Genomic DNA, 20336 nt, shown 5'->3' with positions numbered 1-20336 from the left:
GGCCTGAAGCCTGAATCTGAATGAATGCGATTATTCGGTTGAACCCGGAAGCGACACGTTCGCGCCTGCATGCCTTTGACTGGTCCGCCACGCCGCTGGGGCCGCAGCAGGCATGGTCGCCGGTATTGCGCACCGCAACCGACATCCTGTGCAACGCGCCGCTGCCCATGCTGTTGCTGTGGGGGCCGCAGCATACGCTGGTCTACAACCAGGCCTTCGCCGCGCTGGCCGGCGAACGCGATGCCGACGCATTCGGCCAGGCGGCCGCGGCCGCCTGGCCGCAACTGCTGCCGGCAGCCGGCGACAGCCAGACTGGCGTGCCGCAATGCCAGCACCTGTCCCTGGCCCGGCAGGAATTCGACCTGCATTACACGCCGCTGGGTACGGAAGGCGCCGAAGGCAGCGATGCCGGCTATCTGGTCGCTGTCACCGTGGCGGCGCCCCAGGCGCCGGCCATCCCCGACACCGGCATGGTGCGGCGCCTGCATGAGGCGATCGCAGCGGAACGCCTGGAAGCCGATACCCAGCGCCATGCGCGCGCCGACGAGAGCGAGTTCCTGCGCAGCCTGTTCGAGCAGACCCCGGGCTTTACCGCGGTGCTGCGCGGCCCGCGCCATGTGTTTACCGTCGCCAATGCACCCTACCGCAATCTTGTGGGACGCGACGACATCATCGGCAAGCCGGTCCACGAAGCGCTGCCGGAGGTGGTGGAGCAGGGCTTCGTCACACTGCTGGACCAGGTCTATGCCAGCGGCGAACCCTACATCGGCAAGGAAATGCAGCTGAAGGTGAGCGGCAGCAACGGCGACGGGCCACGCACCGTGCTGCTCGATTTCGTCTACCAGCCGATACGCGATCCGTCCGGCGCCGTGACCGGCATCTTCGTGCAGGGCGTGGACGTGACCGAACAGACCGCCAATGCCGAGCGGCTGCGCATTGCGCAGGAAGCCGGCGGCATCGGCAGCTTCGAATGGTTTCCCGATACCGACCAGCTGGTGTGCTCGGATACCTACCGCCGCCTGTGGGGGCTGCCGGACGATGTGCCCCTCACCGGCAGCATGCTGGTGGCCATGGTCAGCCCGCAGGACCGGCATGAAGTCGGGCCGGCCAAGCTGGCGCGCAACGTCAATCCGCTGGAATACGCGGAATACGAAATCACCCGTGCCGACAACGGCGAGAAACGCTGGCTGGCGCGGCGCGGCAAGGTGATCGAGCGCGACGGCCGCAAGCGCTACCTGGGCGTGGCCTTCGACATCACCCACAGGAAGCGCATCGACCAGGCGCTGCGCGACAGCGAGACGCGCATCCAGCAGAGCAATGAATTCATCCGCCTGCTGCTCGACTCGACCGAGGAAGGCTTCTACTCGATCGACCGCAATGGCCGCACAACGCTTTGCAACCGGGCCTTCATGCGCATGCTGGGCTTCAGCCAGGCCTCGCAGGTCATCGGCAAGCCGCTGCACGACCTGATCCACCACAGCCATCCGGACGGCACGCCCTACGCGTCCGAGGAATGTCCCATCCTGCGTACCGCCCGCACCGGCGAATCGGCGCTGGTCGACGAGGAAGTGTTCTTCCGGGTCGACGGCAGCAGCTTTCCGGTGGAATACCGGTCGCACCCGGTGCGCCGCAACGGCGTGCTCGAAGGCGCGCTATGCACCTTCACCGACATCACCGCCCGGCGCCAGCACATGGCCACGCTGCGCGACCTCAATGAAACCCTGGAGCAGCGCGTGGTGGAAGAGATCAGCCGCCGCGCCGACGCCGAGAATGCGTTGCGCCAGGCGCAGAAGATGGAAGCGATCGGCCAGCTCACCGGCGGCGTCGCGCATGACTTCAACAATGTGCTGCAGGTGGTCGGCGGCAACCTGCAGCTGCTGCAGGGACAGCTGGTTGGCAACCAGGCGGCGCAGAAGCGGCTCGACACCGCGCTGGCGGCGGTGCTGCGCGGCGCCAAGCTGGCGTCGCAGCTGCTGGCTTTCGCCCGCCGCCAGCCGCTGCAGCCGGTCGTCATCAATCTCGGCGACCTGGTGCGCAACATGGACGACCTGCTGCGGCGCGCGCTGGGCGAGGCGGTCAGCGTTTGTACCGTGGTCGAGCCGGACCTGTGGAACACACTGGCCGACCCCGGCCAGATCGAGAACGTGATCCTGAACCTGGTGATCAATGCCCGCGACGCGATGCAGGGCGAGGGCCGGCTGACGCTGGAACTGGCCAACGCGGCGCTGGACGGGCAGGCATTCGGCGCGGCCGACGCCGTGCCGGCCGGCGACTACGTGATGCTGGCCGTCAGCGACACCGGCTCCGGCATGTCGCCGGCGGTGCTGGAAAAGGCCTTCGAGCCTTTCTTCACCACCAAGCCGGAAGGCGAGGGCACCGGCCTTGGCCTGTCGATGGCCTACGGCTTCGTGCGCCAGAGCGGCGGCACCATACGCATCTACAGCGAAGTCGGCGTCGGCACCACGATACGAATCTACCTGCCGCGTTCGACCCAGGCCAAGGAAGCCTTGCCCGACCTGCTGTCGGGGCCCGTCATCGGCGGCAATGAAACCATCCTGGTGGCGGAAGACGATCCCGACGTGCAGTCGACCGTGGTCGACATCCTGAGCACCCTGGGCTACCGGGTGCTGAAGGCCGACGATGGCGAAGGCGCGCTGGTGATCCTGCGCAGCGGCATGCATATCGACATGCTGTTTACCGATGTGGTGATGCCCGGCCCGGTGCGCAGCGTGGAGCTGGCGCGCCAGGCGCGCCTGCTGATCCCGGACATCGCCGTGCTGTTCACCTCGGGCTATCCGCAGAATGCGATCGTGCATGGCGGCCGGCTGGACGAGGGCGTGGAGCTGCTGTCCAAGCCTTACCGGCGCACCGACCTGGCGCGCAAGATCCGCCATATCTTCGCCAACCGGCAGCAGGCAATGGGGCGCACCGCTGCGCCGCCACCGCCGCCGCAGTCCACTCCAACCTCGTTGCCGCCCGCATCCGAAGCGGCGCCGGCGCCGTCCGCCAGCGCCGACGCCGCCGGGCAGGAGGGCGCGCTGCGCATCCTGGTGGTGGAAGACAACGAGGATTCCCGCATCCTGGTGTGCGAGCTGCTCTCCACGCTGGGGCATGAAGTGACCGGCGTGGGCAGCGCCGAAGAGGCGCTGGAGGCGCTCAAGGCTGGCAGCTTCGATACCCTGTTCACCGATGTCAGCCTGCCCGGCATTTCGGGCGTGGAGCTGGCCAAGAAGGCCGCGGTGATGGTGCCGGGGCTGGCGATCATCTTCGCTTCGGGTTATGGCGCGTCCATCAGCTCCCATCTGAACATCCGCTCACGCTCCCTGGCCAAGCCTTACGACCTGAGCCAGTTGCGCGCCGTGCTGGCGGCGGTTGCCGCCGATGCGAGCGCCGCGTGATGGCGCCGGACGGCGCCGCCGACCTGCTGCCGCCGTATGCGGGACTGGACCCGGCCAGCATCACGCTGGTCAGGGACAGTGCGGGCTGCGCCGCTGCGCGCCGGGTGCTGGAAGCCGCCGATGCGCTGGGCTTCGATACCGAATCGCGTCCGACCTTCGTGCGTGGCGAAGCCTCCAGCGGCCCGCACCTGGTGCAGCTGGCAACCGACAGCCATTGCTTCCTCTACCAGGTCGACCATCTCGACGACCTGGCCGACCTGCGCGCCGTGCTTGCATCGCCAAGTTTGGTCAAGGCCGGCTTCGGCCTGGGCGACGACCTGCGCCGCCTGGCATCGAAATGCGACATTCATTGCGCCGGCGTGCTGGACCTGGCCCAGCTGCTGCGCCACAACAGGCGCGAGGCGATGGGCGTGAAGAAGGCGGTGGCCGGCCTGCTCGGGCGGCGCCTGGAAAAATCCAAGCGGGTCGCTACCACCAACTGGGCCAGCCACAGGCTGAGCGAACGCCAGATGCTGTATGCCGCCAATGATGCGCATGCGGCGCTTTGCGTCTATCGCGCCTGGGCTGCAAGGCAGGCGCGATGAAACAGGAACGGGACCGCGCCAATGCCCCCCAGTCCGGCATGGCGCTGGCAGACGACGTGGCGTCGTCATCCGGCGCCGCACGCGTGCCGCTGCTGTCCTGGCTCCTGCCCTTGCTGGTGCTGCTGCTGTGCCTCGGGATCACCGCGCTGGCATGGCACGAGGCGCGCAGCGCCGCCACCCGCAGCCGGCAGCAGGACTTCGATTACCAGGTGCGCCGCATCGTGACCCTGCTGCAGCAGCGCATGGCAACCTACGAGCAGGTATTGCGCGGCGCCCAGGGCTTCGTCGGCAGCCGCGCCATGGCCGAGCGGGCCGACTTTGCCCGTTACGTGGCTACGCTGCGGCTGGAGGAAAGCTTCCCTGGCATCCAGGGCATTGCCATTGCCAACCTGATTCCCGCCGGCGAACGCGAGGCTCACATGGCGCGGGTGCGCGCCCAGGGCGTGGGCAACTATGCGGTCCGCCCCGATGGTGAACGGCCGGTCTACAGCGCCATTGAGCAGATCGAGCCGGCCACGCCGATGAACCTGCGCGCGCTGGGCTACGACATGCTGACCGAGCCGGCGCGGCGCGACGCGATGGAACGCTCGCGCGACAGCGGCATGGCGGCCCTGACCGGCAAGCTGCGGCTGGTGCAGGAGCAGGAGCCGCATGTGCAGTCGGGCGTGATCGTCTACATGCCGGTCTATGGGCGGGAGCTGCCGCTGGACACCGTCGCGCAGCGCCGTGCCGCGCTGGTGGCCTGGGTCGGCGCGCCGTTCCGCATGAACGACCTGATGCTGGGCCTGCTGGGAGAACGCGCCGGCGACGTCCGGCTGCGCATCTTCGACGGCGCCGGCATGGCCGAGGATGCGCGGCTCTACGATTCGGCCGATGCTGCGAAACTGGCCACGCCCGAATTGCAGGCGCTGCGCCGCATCCGCATCGCAGACCGCGACTGGACGCTGGCCATCGACAGCACGCCGGCATTCGATGCGCGCTTCAACAGCGGTGCGCCGTTATCCGTGGCCGGCGCCGGCGCCGGCATCAGCGTGCTGCTGTCGCTTCTGGTCTGGCTGCTGGCAAGCGGGCGCAGCCGCGCGCTGGCGCTGGCCGGCAGCATGACGCGCGCCCTGCGTGCCAGCCAGCTGCGCTGGCAATACGCGCTGGAAGGCGCGGGCGACGGTGTCTGGGACTGGAACAACCATACCGGTGAAGTGGTGCTGTCGCGGCGCTGGAAGGAAATGCTGGGCTATGCCGAGTCCGAGGTGGAAGACAACGTCGCCAGCTGGGCCAGGCTGATGCATCCGCAGGACAGGGACAGGGCCGTGCAGGTGCTGCGCGACTATGTGGCCGGCGCCATGCCGGACTATGCCCAGGAAATCCGCATGCGCTGCCGCGACGGCAGCTGGAAGTGGATCCTCACGCGCGGCATGGTGGTGAGCCGCGACGCCCAGGGCAGGCCGCTGCGCACCATCGGCACCCACACCGACATCAGCCGCCTCAAGCAGAACGAGGACGCGCTGCGCGTTGCCTATAGCGCCACCGCGGCGGAGCAGCGGCGCATTCGCGTTATCCTGGAAAACTCCTACGATGCCTTCATCGCCGTCGGCCCGGACGAGCGCATCACCGACTGGAACGTCCAGGCCGAACGCACCTTTGGCTGGAGCGCGCATGAAGCGATCGGGCGCAGCCTGGCCGGCCTGATCATCCCCAAGCAGCAGCGTGCCGCGCACCTGGCCAGCTTCGCCCGCTTCATCGAGCGCGGCGATGGCGCCGGCGGCCGCCAGGAAATCATGGCGCTGCATCGCAGCGGCCGCCTGATACCGGTCGAGCTGGCGCTGGCGCCCATGCCGCATGAGGGCGGCGGCACCGCGGCGACTGCCTTCGTGCGCGACATCAGCGACCGGCGCGAGGCCGAGCGCCTGCGCGCCGAGCACGAATGCTCGCTGGAGGAGGCGCGGGCGGCGCTGCATCATGCGCAGAAGCTGGAAGCGGTGGGCAAGCTCACCGGCGGCATTGCCCATGACTTCAACAACGTGCTGCAGATCATCAGCGGTTACCTGCAGCTGATGCAGCGCGAGGTGGCGGCCAATGGCCCGATGGCGCGGCGGATGGAACGCGCGCTGGACGCGGTCGATCGCGGCGCGCGGCTGGCGTCGGGCCTCTTGACCTTCGCCCGGCGCCAGCCGCTGCAGCCGGTGGCGGTCAACCTTGCCCGCCTGGTCGGGAGCATGGAAGAACTGCTGCGCGGCGCGCTGGGTGAATCGACCATGCTGGCCATTCATGCGCCCGAGGCGCTGTGGAACACCCTGGTCGACCGCGACCAGTTGCAGCACGTGATCCTGAACCTGGCCATCAATGCCCGCGATGCGATGGATGGCGTTGGCAGCGTCGACATTACGCTGGACAATCTGACGCTGGCGGCAGGCGAGCTGCGTTCCCGGCCCGATCTTGCCGCCGGCGACTATGTCGTGCTGGCGATGAAGGACAGCGGCACCGGCATCACGCCGGAAGTGCGGGAACGCGCATTCGAGCCGTTCTTCACGACCAAGGCCGAGGGCGCCGGCACCGGCCTGGGGCTGGCGATGGCCTACGGCTTCGTTGCGCAGAGCGGCGGGCATATCGATATCGATGGCGTGCCCGGCGCCGGCACCACGGTCCGCCTGTTCCTGCCGCGCAGCACCGCGCCGGAGAGCGCGGTGCTGGAGGCGGCCAGTCCGGCGCCGCCGGGCGGCAACGAGCACATCCTGGTGGTCGAGGACGACGATGCGGTCCGGGATTCGGTCTGCACGATGCTGGGCCAGCTGGGCTACCGGGTTCGCAGCGCCGGCGACGCCCAAGCCGCGCTCGACATGCTGCGCCAGGGGGTACCGGCCGACCTCGTATTTACCGACGTGGTGATGCCGGGGCCGCTGCGCACGCCCGACATGGTGCGGCAAGCGCTGGTGCTGCGCCCTGGCCTGGCGGTGCTGTATGCCTCGGGCCATACCCGCGGCGCGGTGCTGCAGGGCGTCGGCGGCGCCGGGCCGCTGCTGCTCAACAAGCCTTACCGGCGCGAGCAGCTGGCCCGCTGCGTGCGCCAGGCGCTGGCGCAGGTGCGGGCGCCGGCATCCCGAACCGGACAGCAGGTGCTGGTGGTGGAACAGCAGGAGGATTCGCGCCAGATTCTTTGCGACATGCTGTCGCTGCTGGGACATGCGCCGCGCGGCGTGGCAAGCCTGGACCAGGCGCGCCGTGCGCTGGCTGAATCCACGGTGGACATGCTGCTGGTGGCCGACGATGTCGCCGACCGCGATCAGGCAGGCGACATCGCAGGCGCCTATCCGTCGCTGAGGCTGATCATGGTGGGTGAAGCACCTGAAGGCATGGCGACCACGCTGATCGACAAGCCCTACAGCATGGACAAGCTGCGCAGCGTCATCGGCGGCGCCGGCTGACGCTCATTGCCAGCGCGAGAGGGAGAACCGGAAGATTATTTCTGCTTGCTGGGACGGCCAGCCTTGACCGGGGTGAGCGTACCGAGCGCCTGCTCGATCTGGGCAACATCCATCTTGCGCAGCAGCGAGACCGCCACCCGCAGCAATTCGCTCTTCTTCACCGCCACGCCGGCCTTGATGCAGGTTTTCTTCATCTCGGCCAGCGCTTCATATTCGGCTTCCGGCATCGTGAAGCTGTCGCGCACCAGCTTCTGCTTTTTCGCCTTGGGCTTGTCCTTCTTCTTTTCGGCGGCCGGTGCGGCCGCAAGCGGGGCAGCCGCCTGTTCCAGCGCCACTTCGGGCAGCATCACTTCGGGCGAGGCCACGGTCGGGGAAAGTGTCACCAGGACCTTCTTCTGCCTGGGCGCGGTGGCTTTCCTGGTGGGTAAAGGCAGGTCGTTCAGGTCTTTTGTCACGAAGCGCTCCCGGAGTTAATTGTATAAATAATATATACAGTTCCGCCGGCGGCGGCAATCGTCGGGTGTTCTGATGAAACAGACCATGACCAGTTCGACCAGTTCGGCACGCAGGCGGAATTGCACCGCCTTGATGATACGTTTATCGGCTTCGTGTGCAATTGAAACCCGACTTCATCATGGCTGGATGACGTCCTGATGACGTGCCCGAAACGGCCGTCATCATTGTGCGTTCCATCAACCCGGCTGCGGCACCCGGCGCAGCTTCTTCCAGCGCTTGCAGAGCCTGCGCAGTGCCTCCGGCTCGCGTGCCTGCATCAGGCCGCAGGCGTATCCGGCCGCCAGCCCCTGGGCCGGCTGGCGCTGCGCCAGCTCGCGCAGCAGGCCCTGGGCCACCGCTGCATCGTTCAACCCGCCCAGGCTGTCCTGCAGCGCAGTCAGCGCTCGCACGAACGGCCGCACCTGCCGTTGCGGATACAGGCTGGACAGGAATTCCGTGGCATAGCGCATGCGCTTGGCGGCAATCCGCAGCCGGTGCCGGGTTGGCGCGTCGGCATGCGCCAGATTGCGGGCGCGCCGCTTCATCCGCCGTTCGCCCTGTTTCAGCGCGCGCCGGGCAAAGCGGCCAACCGGCGCGGACAGCGCCTCGCGCTGTTCGGGGGATGCGTCACGCTGCCAGCGCGCGCCATGCAGCCAGGCGATCAGCTTGAGCAGCAAGCGGGCATAGCGGGTCGAACCCACCGCCTGCGCGGCGCGGGCGCGATTGCTGTCGGCCTGCGCCTGGGCCGCCTGCTGCAGCGGCGGCAGCAGCGCGTCGTTCTGCTCATGCATCAGGTCCGACAGGGTGTCGCCCGCCAGCACTTCCCAGTCGCGCGCGGCGCCCAGCTCATCGCCGAGCCAGCGCAGTTCCTGGTCCAGCCTGGCCGGCAGCGGCGCGAGTTCCTCGAACATCTTCAGCAGCGAACGCAGCCGGCGCAACCCGACCCGCATCTGGTGCACATGCTCCGGGTCGCCGCCCTGCATCACGCCGGCTTCGTTGCCCTGCAGCTGCGCAATGCAGTTGCCGGCAATGGCCTGGAGCGCCTGTTCCACCGTCATCCCGACGGCCAGTTCGACCGGCCCCGCCTTGACCAGCGGCGGCGGCGCCGGATGCATCATTGCGTAGCCGCGCGCGCTCTTGCTGGCATTGCCCAGGCGCAGGGGAATGTCCTGCAGCAGCGCCAGCGCGAAGTCCAGCAGCGGCGCGGCGTCGCCCGATTTGACTTCCAGCTCGATTTCGCTGATGGCTTCGCGCTGCTCGCCGCGACGCAGTTCGCCCTGGTCCAGCACCAGCTCAGCCCGCTGGCCCTCGCCGAAATCCAGCAGCCAGGCGGTGCGGTCGATGCGGTTGGAAAAGACCGGCGCAATCGCCTCCTGCAACGCTGTGTCGGCCAGCCGCTCGAACCACGGGCTGCCATGGCCGACGGCTTCCCGCAGCGCCTCCAGGTCGGGCGTACCGGCATCGACCTCGGTCTCCCATTCATTGCGGCTGTGCAGCCCGCCCTGGACCTGGTTGCCATCCTTGAGCGTCTGCACCCAGGCATTGTCGGCATGCCGCACCCGCAAGGCCGCCCGGTGGCGGCTGAAATACAGGTCGGGCGTATCGAAATAGGTGGTGTGCATCTGATGTAGCGTCGGCGTCGCGCTGGCATGCTTTGTCAGCAGCGGATGGTCACGCAGTGCCTGCGCATGCGCGGGCTCGATCAGGAGCTTGAGTTCGATTTCCATAGGGCGGCCGCTTCGAAGGGAGAAGGCCAGTATAGCCGGCGGTACGGCCGGACCCGTTGGCAGCGCGCAAGCCGCCAGCCACGCATGCAGCGTTCAGATCACCGTGTATTCCGGCAGGCGGATCACCCGCATGTTCAGCGATGCATGCATCAGCTGTTCATGGGAATTGACTAGCCTGACTTCATACGCGCCCTGCTTGCCATTGCCGAAGCGGATTTCGCTGGCCAGTTCTTCCCAGTCGGTGCGGTCGCGGATGTCATCGGTCTCCAGGCACAGGAAGACCAGCAGGTCGGCGTCGACCTTGCCCAGCGCATTCAGGCCCACCCGCACCAGCGCGCTGGGAATGCGGTCGTCGATGATCATGCCGTACACCTTCATGCCCTCGGGATAGCGGAACTGCTGTTCGGGGCTGTTGTTGTCGCCGCTGCCGGCGGTCGCGTTGTTGACTGTTTCCATGGTGCTTTCCTCCGTTGGTGTCTGACCCGGGGCCTGCGCCGTGACGCCGATGGCGCCAGGCCGGCTGTTTGCGGGGCTTCCCAGATGGAGTGCCTGGAAGGGCAAAGATTCCTTGCAACCATTGACGCAAACCCGCTCGGGGCGCGATTGGCGGCCAGTTCCTGCCGGGGCGCCGCTGTCACGCTGTTGTCACAGTGCTTGGCTACAGTGCGCGCAGTTCGTTTGTCGCAATATGCTTGTTCATCACTCAAGGGATACATCATGTTCAAAGCCATCAGGAAATCCATGGCAGTCGCCGTCGGCGCTGTTGTTCTCGTCGCTTCTGCGCATGCCGCGGACATCACCGGCGCCGGCGCCACCTTTCCCTATCCGATCTACGCCAAATGGGCGGAAGCCTACAAGAAGGCCACCGGCACCGGCCTGAACTACCAGTCGATCGGCTCCGGCGGCGGCATCAAGCAGATCAAGGCCAGGACCGTGGACTTCGGGGCCTCCGACATGCCCCTGGCAGCCGAAGAGTTGAACAAGGAAGGCCTGCTGCAGTTTCCTGCCATCATGGGCGGCGTGGTGCCGGTGGTGAACCTGGACGGCATCGCCGCCGGCCAGCTGAAGATGACCGGCCCGGTGCTGGCCGACATCTACCTCGGCAAGATCACCAAGTGGAATGCAGCCGAGATCTCGGCGCTGAACCCCGGCTTGAAGCTGCCTGACGCCGAAATCACCGTGGTGCATCGCGCCGATGGTTCCGGCACCTCCTTCCTGTGGACCGATTACCTGTCCAGGACCAGCCCGGACTTCAAGAGCACGGTCGGCGCCGGCACCGCGGTGAAATGGCCGGTGGGCGTGGGCGGCAAGGGTAATGAAGGCGTGGCCGCCAACGTGCAGCGGATGAAGGGCGCGATCGGCTATGTCGAATATGCCTATGCGAAGAAAAACAATATCGCCCATGTCCAGCTGAAGAACCGTGACGGCCAGTTCGTGCAGCCGGACGACGAGACCTTCAAGGCCGCCGCCGCCAACGCCGACTGGGCCAGGACGCCCGGCATGGCCGTGGTCCTGACCGACCAGGCCGGCAGGAATGCCTGGCCGGTGACGGGCGCCTCCTTCATCCTGATGCACCGCAGCCAGGCCGACTCGGCCAAGGGCCGCGACGTGCTGAAGTTCTTCGACTGGGCCTACAGGGAAGGCGGCGCGATGGCCGCCGAGCTGGACTATGTGTCCATGCCGCCGGCGGTGGTGAAGCAGGTGGCCGACCTGTGGAAGGGCGAAGTCAAGGATGGCAGCGGCAAGGCCATGTGGTAACTGGTTTTGCCCATGGCGCTGGGCTCCTGGCCCGCTTTTCGGGTCAGGAGCCCAGCGCCTTTTCGATCGCCGCCTTCAGCCGGCCGTCCTGCGGCGTGACCTGGCTCGGATAGCTGGCGATCACCTTGCCGTCCCTTCCCACCAGGTATTTGTGGAAATTCCAGGCCGGCATCTGGCCGGTGGCCGCCGCCAGCTGGGCATGCAGCGGATTGGCCTGTTTGCCGGTCACCACGGACTTGGCGAACATCGGAAACTTCACGCCATAGGTGTTGAAGCAGAAATCGGCGATCTGCTTGCTGTTGCCCGGTTCCTGGCCGCCGAAATCATTCGATGGAAATCCCAGCACAACCAGGCCGCGCTCGCGGTATTTCGCATACAGCGCTTCCAGGCCTTCGTACTGGCTGGTGTAACCGCAATAGCTGGCGGTGTTGACCACCAGCGTCACCTTGCCGGCGTACTGGCAAAGATTTTGCGGCGCCTCGTCCTGCAGCCGCTTGAACTGATGGTCCAGCAGCGCCGGGCAGGACGGCGCCGCCGGCGTTTGCGCCAATACGGGGCCACTGGCAAGCGCGATGCCGATGCAAAGAAACAGGCGATGCAAACCCATGGATGCCTCCCGATGAAAGAGCCATCATAAACCGGGCATGGGAATCGCGTCGTGACCCTCAGTTAGGGTGCAATACCCGAAGGGCATTGCACCATCGCCGCAGACCGGAATGTCATTGTTTGCGCCCTGCTTGATCGACCATCCGTGCAATGCCCCTGCGGGGTAGTGCACCCTACAGAAAAGCCGTGTTTTGTTACTCAGCGTATTAATTTTGCCTCATTGAAAGAAACAATCCTTGACACGCCATCAAAGGTGGTTGAGTAAAAGCCACGAATCGTGCTGGCGGGATGCGTCAAATGGTCATTTATTGGTAAAATCAAAGGCTTAATTCATCCAACGAAAGCTTCTCATGTTGTACCCAGAACTGTTTAAATCGCTCGAGCAAGTGCGCTGGAGCATGGATCGCGACATTCCGTGGGATCAATTCGATGGCAGCAAGCTGACTGACGAGCAGGCGCAGACCATCAAGATGAATGCGATCACCGAATGGTCCGCGCTGCCGGCAACGGAAATGTTTTTGCGTGACAACCGTGGTGACAGCGACTTCTGCGCTTTCATGTCGGTCTGGTTTTTCGAGGAGCAGAAGCATTCGCTGGTGCTGATGGAATACCTGCGCCGCTTCCGCCCGGAACTGGTGCCGACCGAGGAAGAACTGCACAACGTGCGCTTCGAGTTCGATCCGGCGCCGCCGCTGGAAACCCTGATGATGCACTTCTGCGGCGAAATCCGCCTCAATCACTGGTATCGCTGCGCCTCCGAATGGCACAGCGAGCCGGTGATCAAGAACATCTACAAGATCATCAGCCAGGACGAGGCGCGCCATGGCGGCGCCTATCTGCGCTACATGAAGAAGGCCCTGTCCGAGCATGGCGATGTGGCGCGCGCCGCTTTCGCGAAGATCGGCGTGCTGATGGCGTCGGCCCGTCGCACCGAGAAGCCGCTGCATCCGACCAACCTGCACGTGAACCAGGCGCTGTTCCCCAACGACACGGTGCAGAGCCGCCTGCCGGACCCGGAATGGCTGGAAGCGTGGCTGGACAACCAGATCCGCTTCGATGCCGAGTGGGAAAAGAAAGTGGTCGACCGCATCCTGCACAACATGGCGCTGCTGTTCGACCGGCCATTCGCCACGGTTCAGGAACTGAATCGCTACCGCAAGGAAGTCGCAGGCCGCCTGGCTGCCGAGACGGCGCCGCAGGACGCCTGATGCCGGTCCCGCCGCTGCCCGCCGCCACGCCCGATTTCGAGCGCAAGCTCTGCTCCCGGATGGAACTGGCGGCGCGGGTGGCTCGGTTGCCCAGGCCGGTGGTGCTGACCAATGGCGTGTTCGATATCCTGCATCGCGGCCATGTAACCTACCTGGCGCAGGCCAGGAGCCTCGGTGCCTCGCTGGTGGTGGCGGTCAATACCGATGCGTCGGTCAAGCGCCTGGGCAAGGGCGACGACCGGCCGCTCAATCAGTGTGAAGACCGCATGGCCCTGCTCTCGGCGCTGGAATCGGTGAGCCTGGCCGTGCCCTTCGACGACGACACGGCGCTGGAGACAGTGCTGCTGGCGCGTCCCGACATCTATGTGAAGGGCGGCGACTATGACATGGCCGCCATCCCGGAAGGCCAGGCCGTGCTGGCCTATGGCGGCCAGGCGGTGGCGATCGAATTCCGCCATGACCGCTCCACCACCAAGCTGCTGGAAAAGGTCAGGCGCGGCTGAACCGTCGACGTTGAGCTGAAGTGAAACGAAGCGGGGCGCAATGCGAATAAACGCATTGCGCCCCGTTTTTCGTTCCGGCGGCGATCAGGCCTGCGGCGGAATGCGCAGCATCTGGCCCGGATAGATCTTGTCCGGGCTGGTCAGCATCGGCTTGTTGGCCTCGAAGATGGCGTTGTACTTGTTGGCATCGCCATACATCTGCTTGGAGATCTTCGACAGCGTGTCGCCGCTGACCACGGTGTAGTACTTGGCTTCCGGCGCCGGCGTGGCTACCGTCATCTGGTCATCCACATGTTCGACGGAGTGGATGTTGCCGCAGCAGAGCACGACTTTTTCCCTGGTCGCCTGGTCCCTGGCCTGGCCGCTCACGGTGGCCGTGGCGCTGGCGCCGTCGAACTTCACCTGCAGGTTCTCCACCGGCAGGTTCTGCGTCTTGATATAGGTGAGGATGGCATTGGCCGCCGTATCGTTCAGGGCGGCAACTTCGGCCTGGGTCGGCGGCGCGGCCGGAGAAGGCGCGGCGGCCGGGGTGGCTGCCTTGGCGTCATTGGCGCCGAGATTGAACAGTTTCTGGCCTGCTTCCTTGACGAACGATAAAAGTCCCACGTCGTACTCCTTTTCTTTGATGAATGGCTTTCCCGTGCCGGGAAAAATCAAAGCTCAGGGTAACCGCTGGCTGCTATCCCATCGGTGCGATGTCGCACATTGCGTAAATATTAATTATGCCGCGTCGGACGGCTCGCCGAATACCGTGGTGTAGCTGGGATAGAAGGAGCAGTACATCACCACTGTCAGCACCATGGACAGCGGCAGCAGCACCACGATCATCAGCGTCGGCGAGCCGGTGATCCAGCCCAGCATGGTGCTGAGCAGCAGCGGAAACAGCACGCCCAGCAGGCCCCAGCCCAGGCCGTACAGCAGGAAGGCGCGGCCGGCGCGGCGCACCGCATGAAAGCTGTAGAACAGCGCCTTGACGATGCCCATGTTTTGCCAGGCAATCAGCGGCGCGGCATACCAGAACGCCATCGCGGCCGGGACATACAGCAGGCCCGACACCAGCATGGCCAGGCGGATATTGGAATGCCGCATGGTCTCGGCGTCGACCCTGGCGCTGCCGGCCATCACCTTCCAGAACACGCCGCCATCGACCAGGGCGGAAGCGCCGATGGCCAGTGTCGCGGCGCAGACATACAGCAGGCCGAGCCAGAGCAGGCGCGAGAATCCGGCGGAACGAAAGCCGGTCAGCAGCAGATTGGGGTAGACCCGCTCGCCCTTCCCGATCTTCACGCAGGCCTGCATGAAGGCCATGGAGAACACCGGTATCAGCAACAGCGGCAATATCTGTCCCACCACCGGAATGATGGGCAGGATCATCATCAGGAACATATAGCTCAGAAACAGCGTGGACATCTCCGCCGGCTGCTTGCGAAACAGCGCGAAGCCCTGCCTGATCCATTGCCACCCCGTGGCTGCCGGCAATTTTTCCATCAGAAGAGCGGCGGCACCGGCTGGTTGATGCGTTCGCGCAGGATGCGCTCGAAATGGCCGGGGTCATGCGGCGTCAGCATTTCCGCCTCGCGCGGCAGATGGAAGTCATACAGCCGCGACAGCCAGAAGCGCAGCGCGCCGGCGCGCAGCATCGGCCGCCAGGCATCCTTCTCGTCGTCGGTGAAGGGCCGCACCGCGTGGTAGGCCGCCAGCAGGGCGCGCACCCTGGCCGGGTCGAGCGCGCCGCTGACCTCGTCGATGCACCAGTCATTGACGGTGACGGCCACATCGAACAGCCAGGTGTCGACGCCGGCGAAGTAGAAGTCGAAGAAACCCGTCAGGCGCTCGCCGTCGAACATCACGTTGTTGCGGAACAGGTCGGCATGGATGGGGCCGCGCGGCAGGCGGTGCGCGGCGTCGGTGCTGGCGAAGGTCTCCTGGAAATGCATCTCGGCGCGCAGCAGGTGCTGGCCGGCATCGGGCAGGTAGGGCAGCACGATGGGCGTGGTCTCGTTCCACCAGTCCAGGCCGCGCAGGTTGGGCTGGCGGATGTCGAAGTCGGCCGCGGCCAGATGCATCTTCGCCAGCATCGCGCCCACTTCGGCGCAATGCACCGGATGCGGCGCCATCTGGCAGGCGCCTTCCAGCCGGGTGACGATGGAAGCCGGCTTGCCGTGCAGCGTGCCCATCAGTTCGCCGTCGCGGTTGGCCAGCGGCAGCGGCGCCAGCACGCCGCGCTCGGCGATATGGCGCATCAGCTTGAGATAGAAGGGCAGCTGCTCGAAGGTCAGCTTCTCGAAGATCGTCAGCACATACTCGCCGCGCTCGGCGCTCAGGAAGAAGTTGGTGTTTTCGATGCCCGAGGAAATGCCTTTCAACGCACGCACCTGGCCGATGTCGTACTGGGCTGCCCAGGGGGCGATCTCGTCTAGGGTAACCGGGGTGAAAACAGCCATGGGTAAGTAGGGTAGGAGTTGCGTGAAAAGCCCGCGGCGGCGCGGGCGGGATGGGCTTAACCTGTCTGGCGGATTACTTCGCCGGCGGCGCGGCAGGCGCTGCGGCGGGCTGGGCCTGCGGCTTCAGGTCCTCTGGGCGCTGCAGGTCGAATTCCTTGACCTTGAATTGCGGCGCCCGGTTGGTGCTGGTTTGGGCGTCGCCCGGCAGCGCGCTGCCGGCCGGATTGATCGGCTTGACCACATAGGTGCTGCGGCCGGTGCGCACTTCGACTTCCGTAACACGACCCTGCTCGCGCTTTTCGGTGATCGACTTCTCGGCCGGACCGCCGCCGGGAATGGTGACGGCCGGCGCATCGCCTTCCTCCAGCCGTTCCAGGCGCGGTGGCGGCGGCACGTCGGCGCGCTCGCGCGGCTGTTGGGCATGGGCCGGGATCGCGGCGGCGAAAACCAGGGGAAGGGCGGTCAGCAGGATAGGGGTGCGCATGGAAATGGCTGGTCAGGTTGGTTGCGCTGCCAGCCGGCGGCGGCCTGGAAAGGGCTTGGGCATGCGGCATGGCGCGGTAGGCCGCATTGTAGCAAACCCGTCGTCCTCCCCGGTGCCGGTTTTGACGCTACAGCAGGGCGCCGCTGGAACTGGCCTCTTCTTCCAAAGGCATTTCCTGCGCCTCGTAAAACGCGAAGATCGCCTCCACCACATTGGCCGGCTCGTCGATCAGCTGCACAAGGTTCATGTCTTCCGGCGCGATCATGCCGTCGGCAACCAGGCGTTCGCGGAACCAGTCGAGCAGGCCGCGCCAGAAGCTGGTGCCGACCAGGATGATGGGAATGCGGCGCGACTTGCCGGTCTGGATCAGCACCAGCGCCTCGGTCAGCTCGTCGAGCGTGCCGAAGCCGCCCGGCAGCACCACGTAGGCGTCGGCATGCTTGACGAAGGCCACCTTGCGGGCGAAGAAGTGGCGGAAGGACAGGGAAATGTTTTGCCAGGTGTTGGGCGTCTGCTCGCGCGGCAGCTGGATGTTCAGGCCCACCGATGGCGACAGCCCTTCGAACGCGCCCTTGTTGGCCGCTTCCATGATGCCGGGGCCGCCGCCGGAGATCACCGCGAAGCCTTCGTCGGACAGCCGGCGGGCGATATCCACCGCCACCGCATACATCGGGTCGTCCGGCGCAATCCGGGCCGAGCCGAACATCGAAACCGCCGGGCGCAGTTCAGACAGCCGTTCTGCCGACTCGACAAACTCTGACATAATCGTGAACATTTGCCACGACTCGCTGGCCTTCTGCGAGGTTGCGCGCGCCCTGTTGGTCACCTGCCGCAACTGCGGCACATTTTTCCTGTCTGCTCTCATATGAACAAAACCCTGTTGTTGGTTGATGGCTCGAGCTATCTGTATCGCGCGTTTCATGCCTTGCCCGACCTGCGCAACGCGCAGGGCGCGCCGACCGGCGCCATCTACGGCATCATCAACATGCTGCGCCGCCTGCGCAATGATTACCCGGCAGCATACATTGCCTGTATTTTCGACGCAAAAGGCAAGACTTTCCGCGACGATCTCTACCCCGAGTACAAGGCCAACCGCGCCTCCATGCCGGAAGACCTGGCGCGCCAGATCGAGCCGATCCATGAAGCGGTGCGCGCCATGGGCTGGCCTATCCTGATGATCGAAGGCATCGAGGCGGACGACGTGATCGGCACCCTGTCGGTCGATGCGGTGAAACATGGCATGAAGGTGGTGGTGTCCACCGGCGACAAGGACCTGGCGCAGCTGGTCAATGACGATGTCACGCTGATCAACACCATGAGCAATGAGACCCTGGACCGAGACGCCGTGATCGCCAAGTTCGGCGTGCCGCCGGAGCGCATCGTCGACTATCTGTCGCTGGTGGGCGATACGGTGGACAACGTGCCCGGCGTGTCCAAGGTCGGCCCCAAGACGGCGGCCAAATGGATTGCGCAATACGGCTCGCTGGATGGCGTGATCGACAACGCCGCCAAGGTCAGCGGCGCGGTGGGCGAGAACCTGCGCGCCGCGCTCGGCTGGCTGCCGCAGGCGCGGGTGCTGGTGACGGTCAAGACCGACTGCGACCTGGTCGAACAGCTCGTGACCTTCCCCGACGACCTGGCGCAAAAGCCGGAAGACAAGGTGGCGCTGCTGGACTTCTTCAAGCGCTATGGCTTCAAGACCTGGATGCGCGAGCTCAGCGCCGAGCTGGGCGCCCAGGCCGGCGAAGGGCAGGGCGGCCTGTTCGATGCACCGGCTTCGGCCGCCGTCGCCGCAGCCGAGGCGGGCACGGGCACCAGGGCGCCAACACCGCCGGTCCAGACCGTGTATGAAACCGTGCTGACCGACGAGCAACTCGACAAGTGGCTGGCCATCATCGACGCCGCGCCGCTGACCTCGCTCGACACCGAGACCACCTCGCTGGAGCCGATGCGCGCCGAGATGGTCGGCATCTCGCTGTGCTGCGAGCCGGGCCTGGCGGCCTATATCCCGCTGGCGCACCGCTATCAGGATGCGCCGCAACAGCTGGGCCGCGAGCATGTGCTGTCGCGCATGCGGGCCTGGCTGGAAAGCCCGGACAAGCCCAAGCTGGGCCAGAACATGAAGTACGACAGCCACATCTTCGCCAACCATGGCGTCACGCTGCGCGGCGTGGTGCATGACACCCTGCTGCAGTCCTATGTGTTCGAGTCGCATCGCAACCACGACATGGACAGCCTGGCGCTGCGCCACCTGGAGCGCAAGACCATCAGCTTCACCGATGTCTGCGGCAAGGGCGCCTCGCAGATCTGCTTCGACCAGGTCGCGCTGGACCGCGCCACCGAATACGCGGCCGAGGATGCCGACGTGACCCTGCAGCTGCACCAGGCGATGTGGCCGCATGTGGCCGAGAGCGAGCAACTGACCTATATCTACGAAAAGATCGAGCTGCCCACTTCCTTCGTGCTGCAGAAGGTCGAGCGCAACGGCGTGCTGATCGACTGCGAGCTGCTGGCGACGCAATCGAACGAACTGGGCCGGCGCATGCTCGAGATCGAGCGCCAGGCCTATGAGCTTGCCGGCCAGCCGTTCAACCTGAACTCCCCCAAGCAGATCGGCGAAATCTTCTTCGACAAGCTCAAGCTCCCGGTGGTGAAGAAGACGCCGTCCGGCACGCCTTCCACCGACGAGGAAGTGCTGCAGAAGCTGGCCGAGGACTATCCGCTGCCCAAGGTGCTCCTGGACTACCGCAGCCTGTCCAAGCTGAAGTCGACCTATACCGACAAGCTGCCCAGGATGCTCAATCCCGGCACCGGCCGGGTGCATACCAACTATGCGCAGGCGGTGGCGGTAACGGGCCGGCTGTCGTCGAACGAACCGAACCTGCAGAACATCCCGATCCGCACGGCAGAGGGCCGGCGCATCCGCGAAGCCTTCATCGCGCCGCCCGGCAGCGTGATCGTGTCGGCCGACTATTCCCAGATCGAGCTGCGCATCATGGCCCATCTGTCGGACGACGAGGCGATGCTGCGCGCCTTTGCCGAAGGCGAGGACATCCACCGCGCCACCGCCGCCGAGATCTTCGCGCTGCCGCCGGCCGAGGTCGGCAGCGAACAGCGCCGCTATGCCAAGGTGATCAACTTCGGCCTGATCTACGGCATGAGCGCCTTCGGCCTGGCCAGCAACCTGGGCGTGGAGCGGGCCGCGGCGCAGATGTATATCGAGAAGTATTTCCAGCGCTTCGTCGGCGTGAAGCGCTTCATGGACGAGACCCGCACCCGCGCCAAGCGCGACGGCTATGTCGAAACCGTGTTCGGCCGCCGCCTGTGGCTGCCCGAAATCAATTCGCCCAACGGCCCGCGCCGCCAGGGCGCCGAGCGCGCCGCGATCAATGCGCCGATGCAGGGCACCGCGGCCGACCTGATCAAGCTGTCGATGGTCGCGGTGCAGGACTGGCTGGAAGCCGAGAAGATGTCCTCGCTGATGGTCATGCAGGTGCATGACGAACTGGTGCTGGAAGTGCGGGAGGAGGAACTGGAGCGGGTGAAGACGAAGCTGCCGGAACTAATGGCTGGCGTGGCGGTACTGAAAGTGCCGCTGGTGGCCGAAGTGGGTGTGGGTCCTAACTGGGAACAGGCGCACTGAAGCCGCTGCAGCGATTCGGGATTGCCAATATCATGGCCAGCCCTGCCCGCATCCGATGCGAGCAGGG

At 65.8% G+C, this 20336-nt stretch carries 16 protein-coding genes; 7 read left to right on the top strand and 9 right to left on the bottom strand.

What is annotated here, in order from left to right; translation table 11 throughout:
• The first annotated feature begins 20 nt into the window (after positions 1 to 20).
• The 3 genes from KTQ42_RS13620 to KTQ42_RS13610 are packed head-to-tail and all read left to right on the top strand — an operon-like array spanning position 21 to position 7401.
• Positions 21 to 3398, top strand: coding sequence for a PAS domain-containing protein (locus KTQ42_RS13620; protein ID WP_217345987.1), 3378 nt, complete (start codon positions 21 to 23; stop codon positions 3396 to 3398).
• Positions 3398 to 3982, top strand: coding sequence for a 3'-5' exonuclease (locus tag KTQ42_RS13615; RefSeq protein ID WP_217346963.1), 585 nt, complete (start codon positions 3398 to 3400; stop codon positions 3980 to 3982). Before KTQ42_RS13620 ends, KTQ42_RS13615 begins: the two co-directional genes overlap by 1 nt.
• Entirely contained in the window at positions 3979 to 7401 is a 3423-nt protein-coding gene (locus tag KTQ42_RS13610) for a CHASE domain-containing protein (protein ID WP_217345986.1), read from the top strand. Before KTQ42_RS13615 ends, KTQ42_RS13610 begins: the two co-directional genes overlap by 4 nt.
• A 35-nt stretch (positions 7402 to 7436) precedes the next feature.
• Here KTQ42_RS13610 and KTQ42_RS13605 read toward each other — a convergent pair whose 3' ends face one another.
• The 3 genes from KTQ42_RS13605 to KTQ42_RS13595 form a co-directional block, all read right to left on the bottom strand.
• Positions 7437 to 7856, bottom strand: coding sequence for a hypothetical protein (locus KTQ42_RS13605; RefSeq protein ID WP_217345985.1), 420 nt, complete (start codon positions 7854 to 7856; stop codon positions 7437 to 7439).
• Between the two features lie 237 nt (positions 7857 to 8093).
• On the bottom strand, positions 8094 to 9623 hold the full coding sequence (locus tag KTQ42_RS13600) for a CYTH and CHAD domain-containing protein (RefSeq protein ID WP_217345984.1): 1530 nt from the start codon (positions 9621 to 9623) through the stop codon (positions 8094 to 8096).
• Positions 9624 to 9716: 93 nt separating this feature from the next.
• Positions 9717 to 10079: a hypothetical protein gene (locus KTQ42_RS13595; RefSeq protein WP_217345983.1), complete on the bottom strand. Its 363-nt coding sequence runs from the start codon at positions 10077 to 10079 to the stop codon at positions 9717 to 9719.
• Between the two features lie 261 nt (positions 10080 to 10340).
• Between KTQ42_RS13595 and pstS the strand changes: the two genes are divergently transcribed.
• A complete protein-coding gene (gene pstS / locus KTQ42_RS13590; RefSeq protein ID WP_217345982.1) occupies positions 10341 to 11381 on the top strand; it encodes a phosphate ABC transporter substrate-binding protein PstS in 1041 nt (346 codons plus the stop codon).
• 43 nt (positions 11382 to 11424) lie between these two features.
• On the opposite strand, the gene KTQ42_RS13585 is transcribed toward pstS, so the two are convergent.
• On the bottom strand, positions 11425 to 11988 hold the full coding sequence (locus KTQ42_RS13585; RefSeq protein WP_217345981.1) for a glutathione peroxidase: 564 nt from the start codon (positions 11986 to 11988) through the stop codon (positions 11425 to 11427).
• Positions 11989 to 12337: 349 nt separating this feature from the next.
• On the opposite strand from KTQ42_RS13585, the gene KTQ42_RS13580 reads away from it, so the two are divergent.
• Positions 12338 to 13195: a ferritin-like domain-containing protein gene (locus tag KTQ42_RS13580; protein ID WP_217345980.1), complete on the top strand. Its 858-nt coding sequence runs from the start codon at positions 12338 to 12340 to the stop codon at positions 13193 to 13195.
• Positions 13195 to 13698 (top strand): adenylyltransferase/cytidyltransferase family protein, encoded by a 504-nt coding sequence (locus KTQ42_RS13575; protein WP_217345979.1) that lies wholly within the window; start codon positions 13195 to 13197, stop codon positions 13696 to 13698. Before KTQ42_RS13580 ends, KTQ42_RS13575 begins: the two co-directional genes overlap by 1 nt.
• Before the next feature lie 84 nt (positions 13699 to 13782).
• Here KTQ42_RS13575 and lysM read toward each other — a convergent pair whose 3' ends face one another.
• The 5 genes from lysM to KTQ42_RS13550 all read right to left on the bottom strand — a co-directional run bounded on the left by lysM (position 13783) and on the right by KTQ42_RS13550 (position 17491).
• Entirely contained in the window at positions 13783 to 14304 is a 522-nt protein-coding gene (lysM, locus tag KTQ42_RS13570; RefSeq protein ID WP_217345978.1) for a peptidoglycan-binding protein LysM, read from the bottom strand.
• 114 nt (positions 14305 to 14418) lie between these two features.
• On the bottom strand, positions 14419 to 15186 hold the full coding sequence (locus KTQ42_RS13565) for a BPSS1780 family membrane protein (protein WP_217345977.1): 768 nt from the start codon (positions 15184 to 15186) through the stop codon (positions 14419 to 14421).
• Positions 15186 to 16142 carry a homoserine kinase gene (locus tag KTQ42_RS13560; protein ID WP_217345976.1) on the bottom strand — a complete coding sequence of 319 codons (957 nt, stop codon included), beginning with the start codon at positions 16140 to 16142 and terminating at the stop codon, positions 15186 to 15188. Before KTQ42_RS13560 ends, KTQ42_RS13565 begins: the two co-directional genes overlap by 1 nt.
• Before the next feature lie 73 nt (positions 16143 to 16215).
• Positions 16216 to 16626 (bottom strand): hypothetical protein, encoded by a 411-nt coding sequence (locus KTQ42_RS13555; RefSeq protein ID WP_217345974.1) that lies wholly within the window; start codon positions 16624 to 16626, stop codon positions 16216 to 16218.
• A gap of 127 nt (positions 16627 to 16753) precedes the next feature.
• Positions 16754 to 17491, bottom strand: a complete 738-nt coding sequence (locus tag KTQ42_RS13550) for a TIGR00730 family Rossman fold protein (RefSeq protein WP_217345973.1) — start codon at positions 17489 to 17491, stop codon at positions 16754 to 16756.
• On the opposite strand from KTQ42_RS13550, the gene polA reads away from it, so the two are divergent.
• A complete protein-coding gene (gene polA / locus KTQ42_RS13545; RefSeq protein WP_217345972.1) occupies positions 17492 to 20269 on the top strand; it encodes a DNA polymerase I in 2778 nt (925 codons plus the stop codon). It abuts the gene before it with no gap.
• Positions 20270 to 20336 lie beyond the last annotated feature (67 nt).

The organism is Noviherbaspirillum sp. L7-7A (assembly GCF_019052805.1).
Classification (GTDB): domain Bacteria; phylum Pseudomonadota; class Gammaproteobacteria; order Burkholderiales; family Burkholderiaceae_D; genus Noviherbaspirillum_A.
This window is presented reverse-complemented; position numbering and strand designations above follow the sequence as displayed.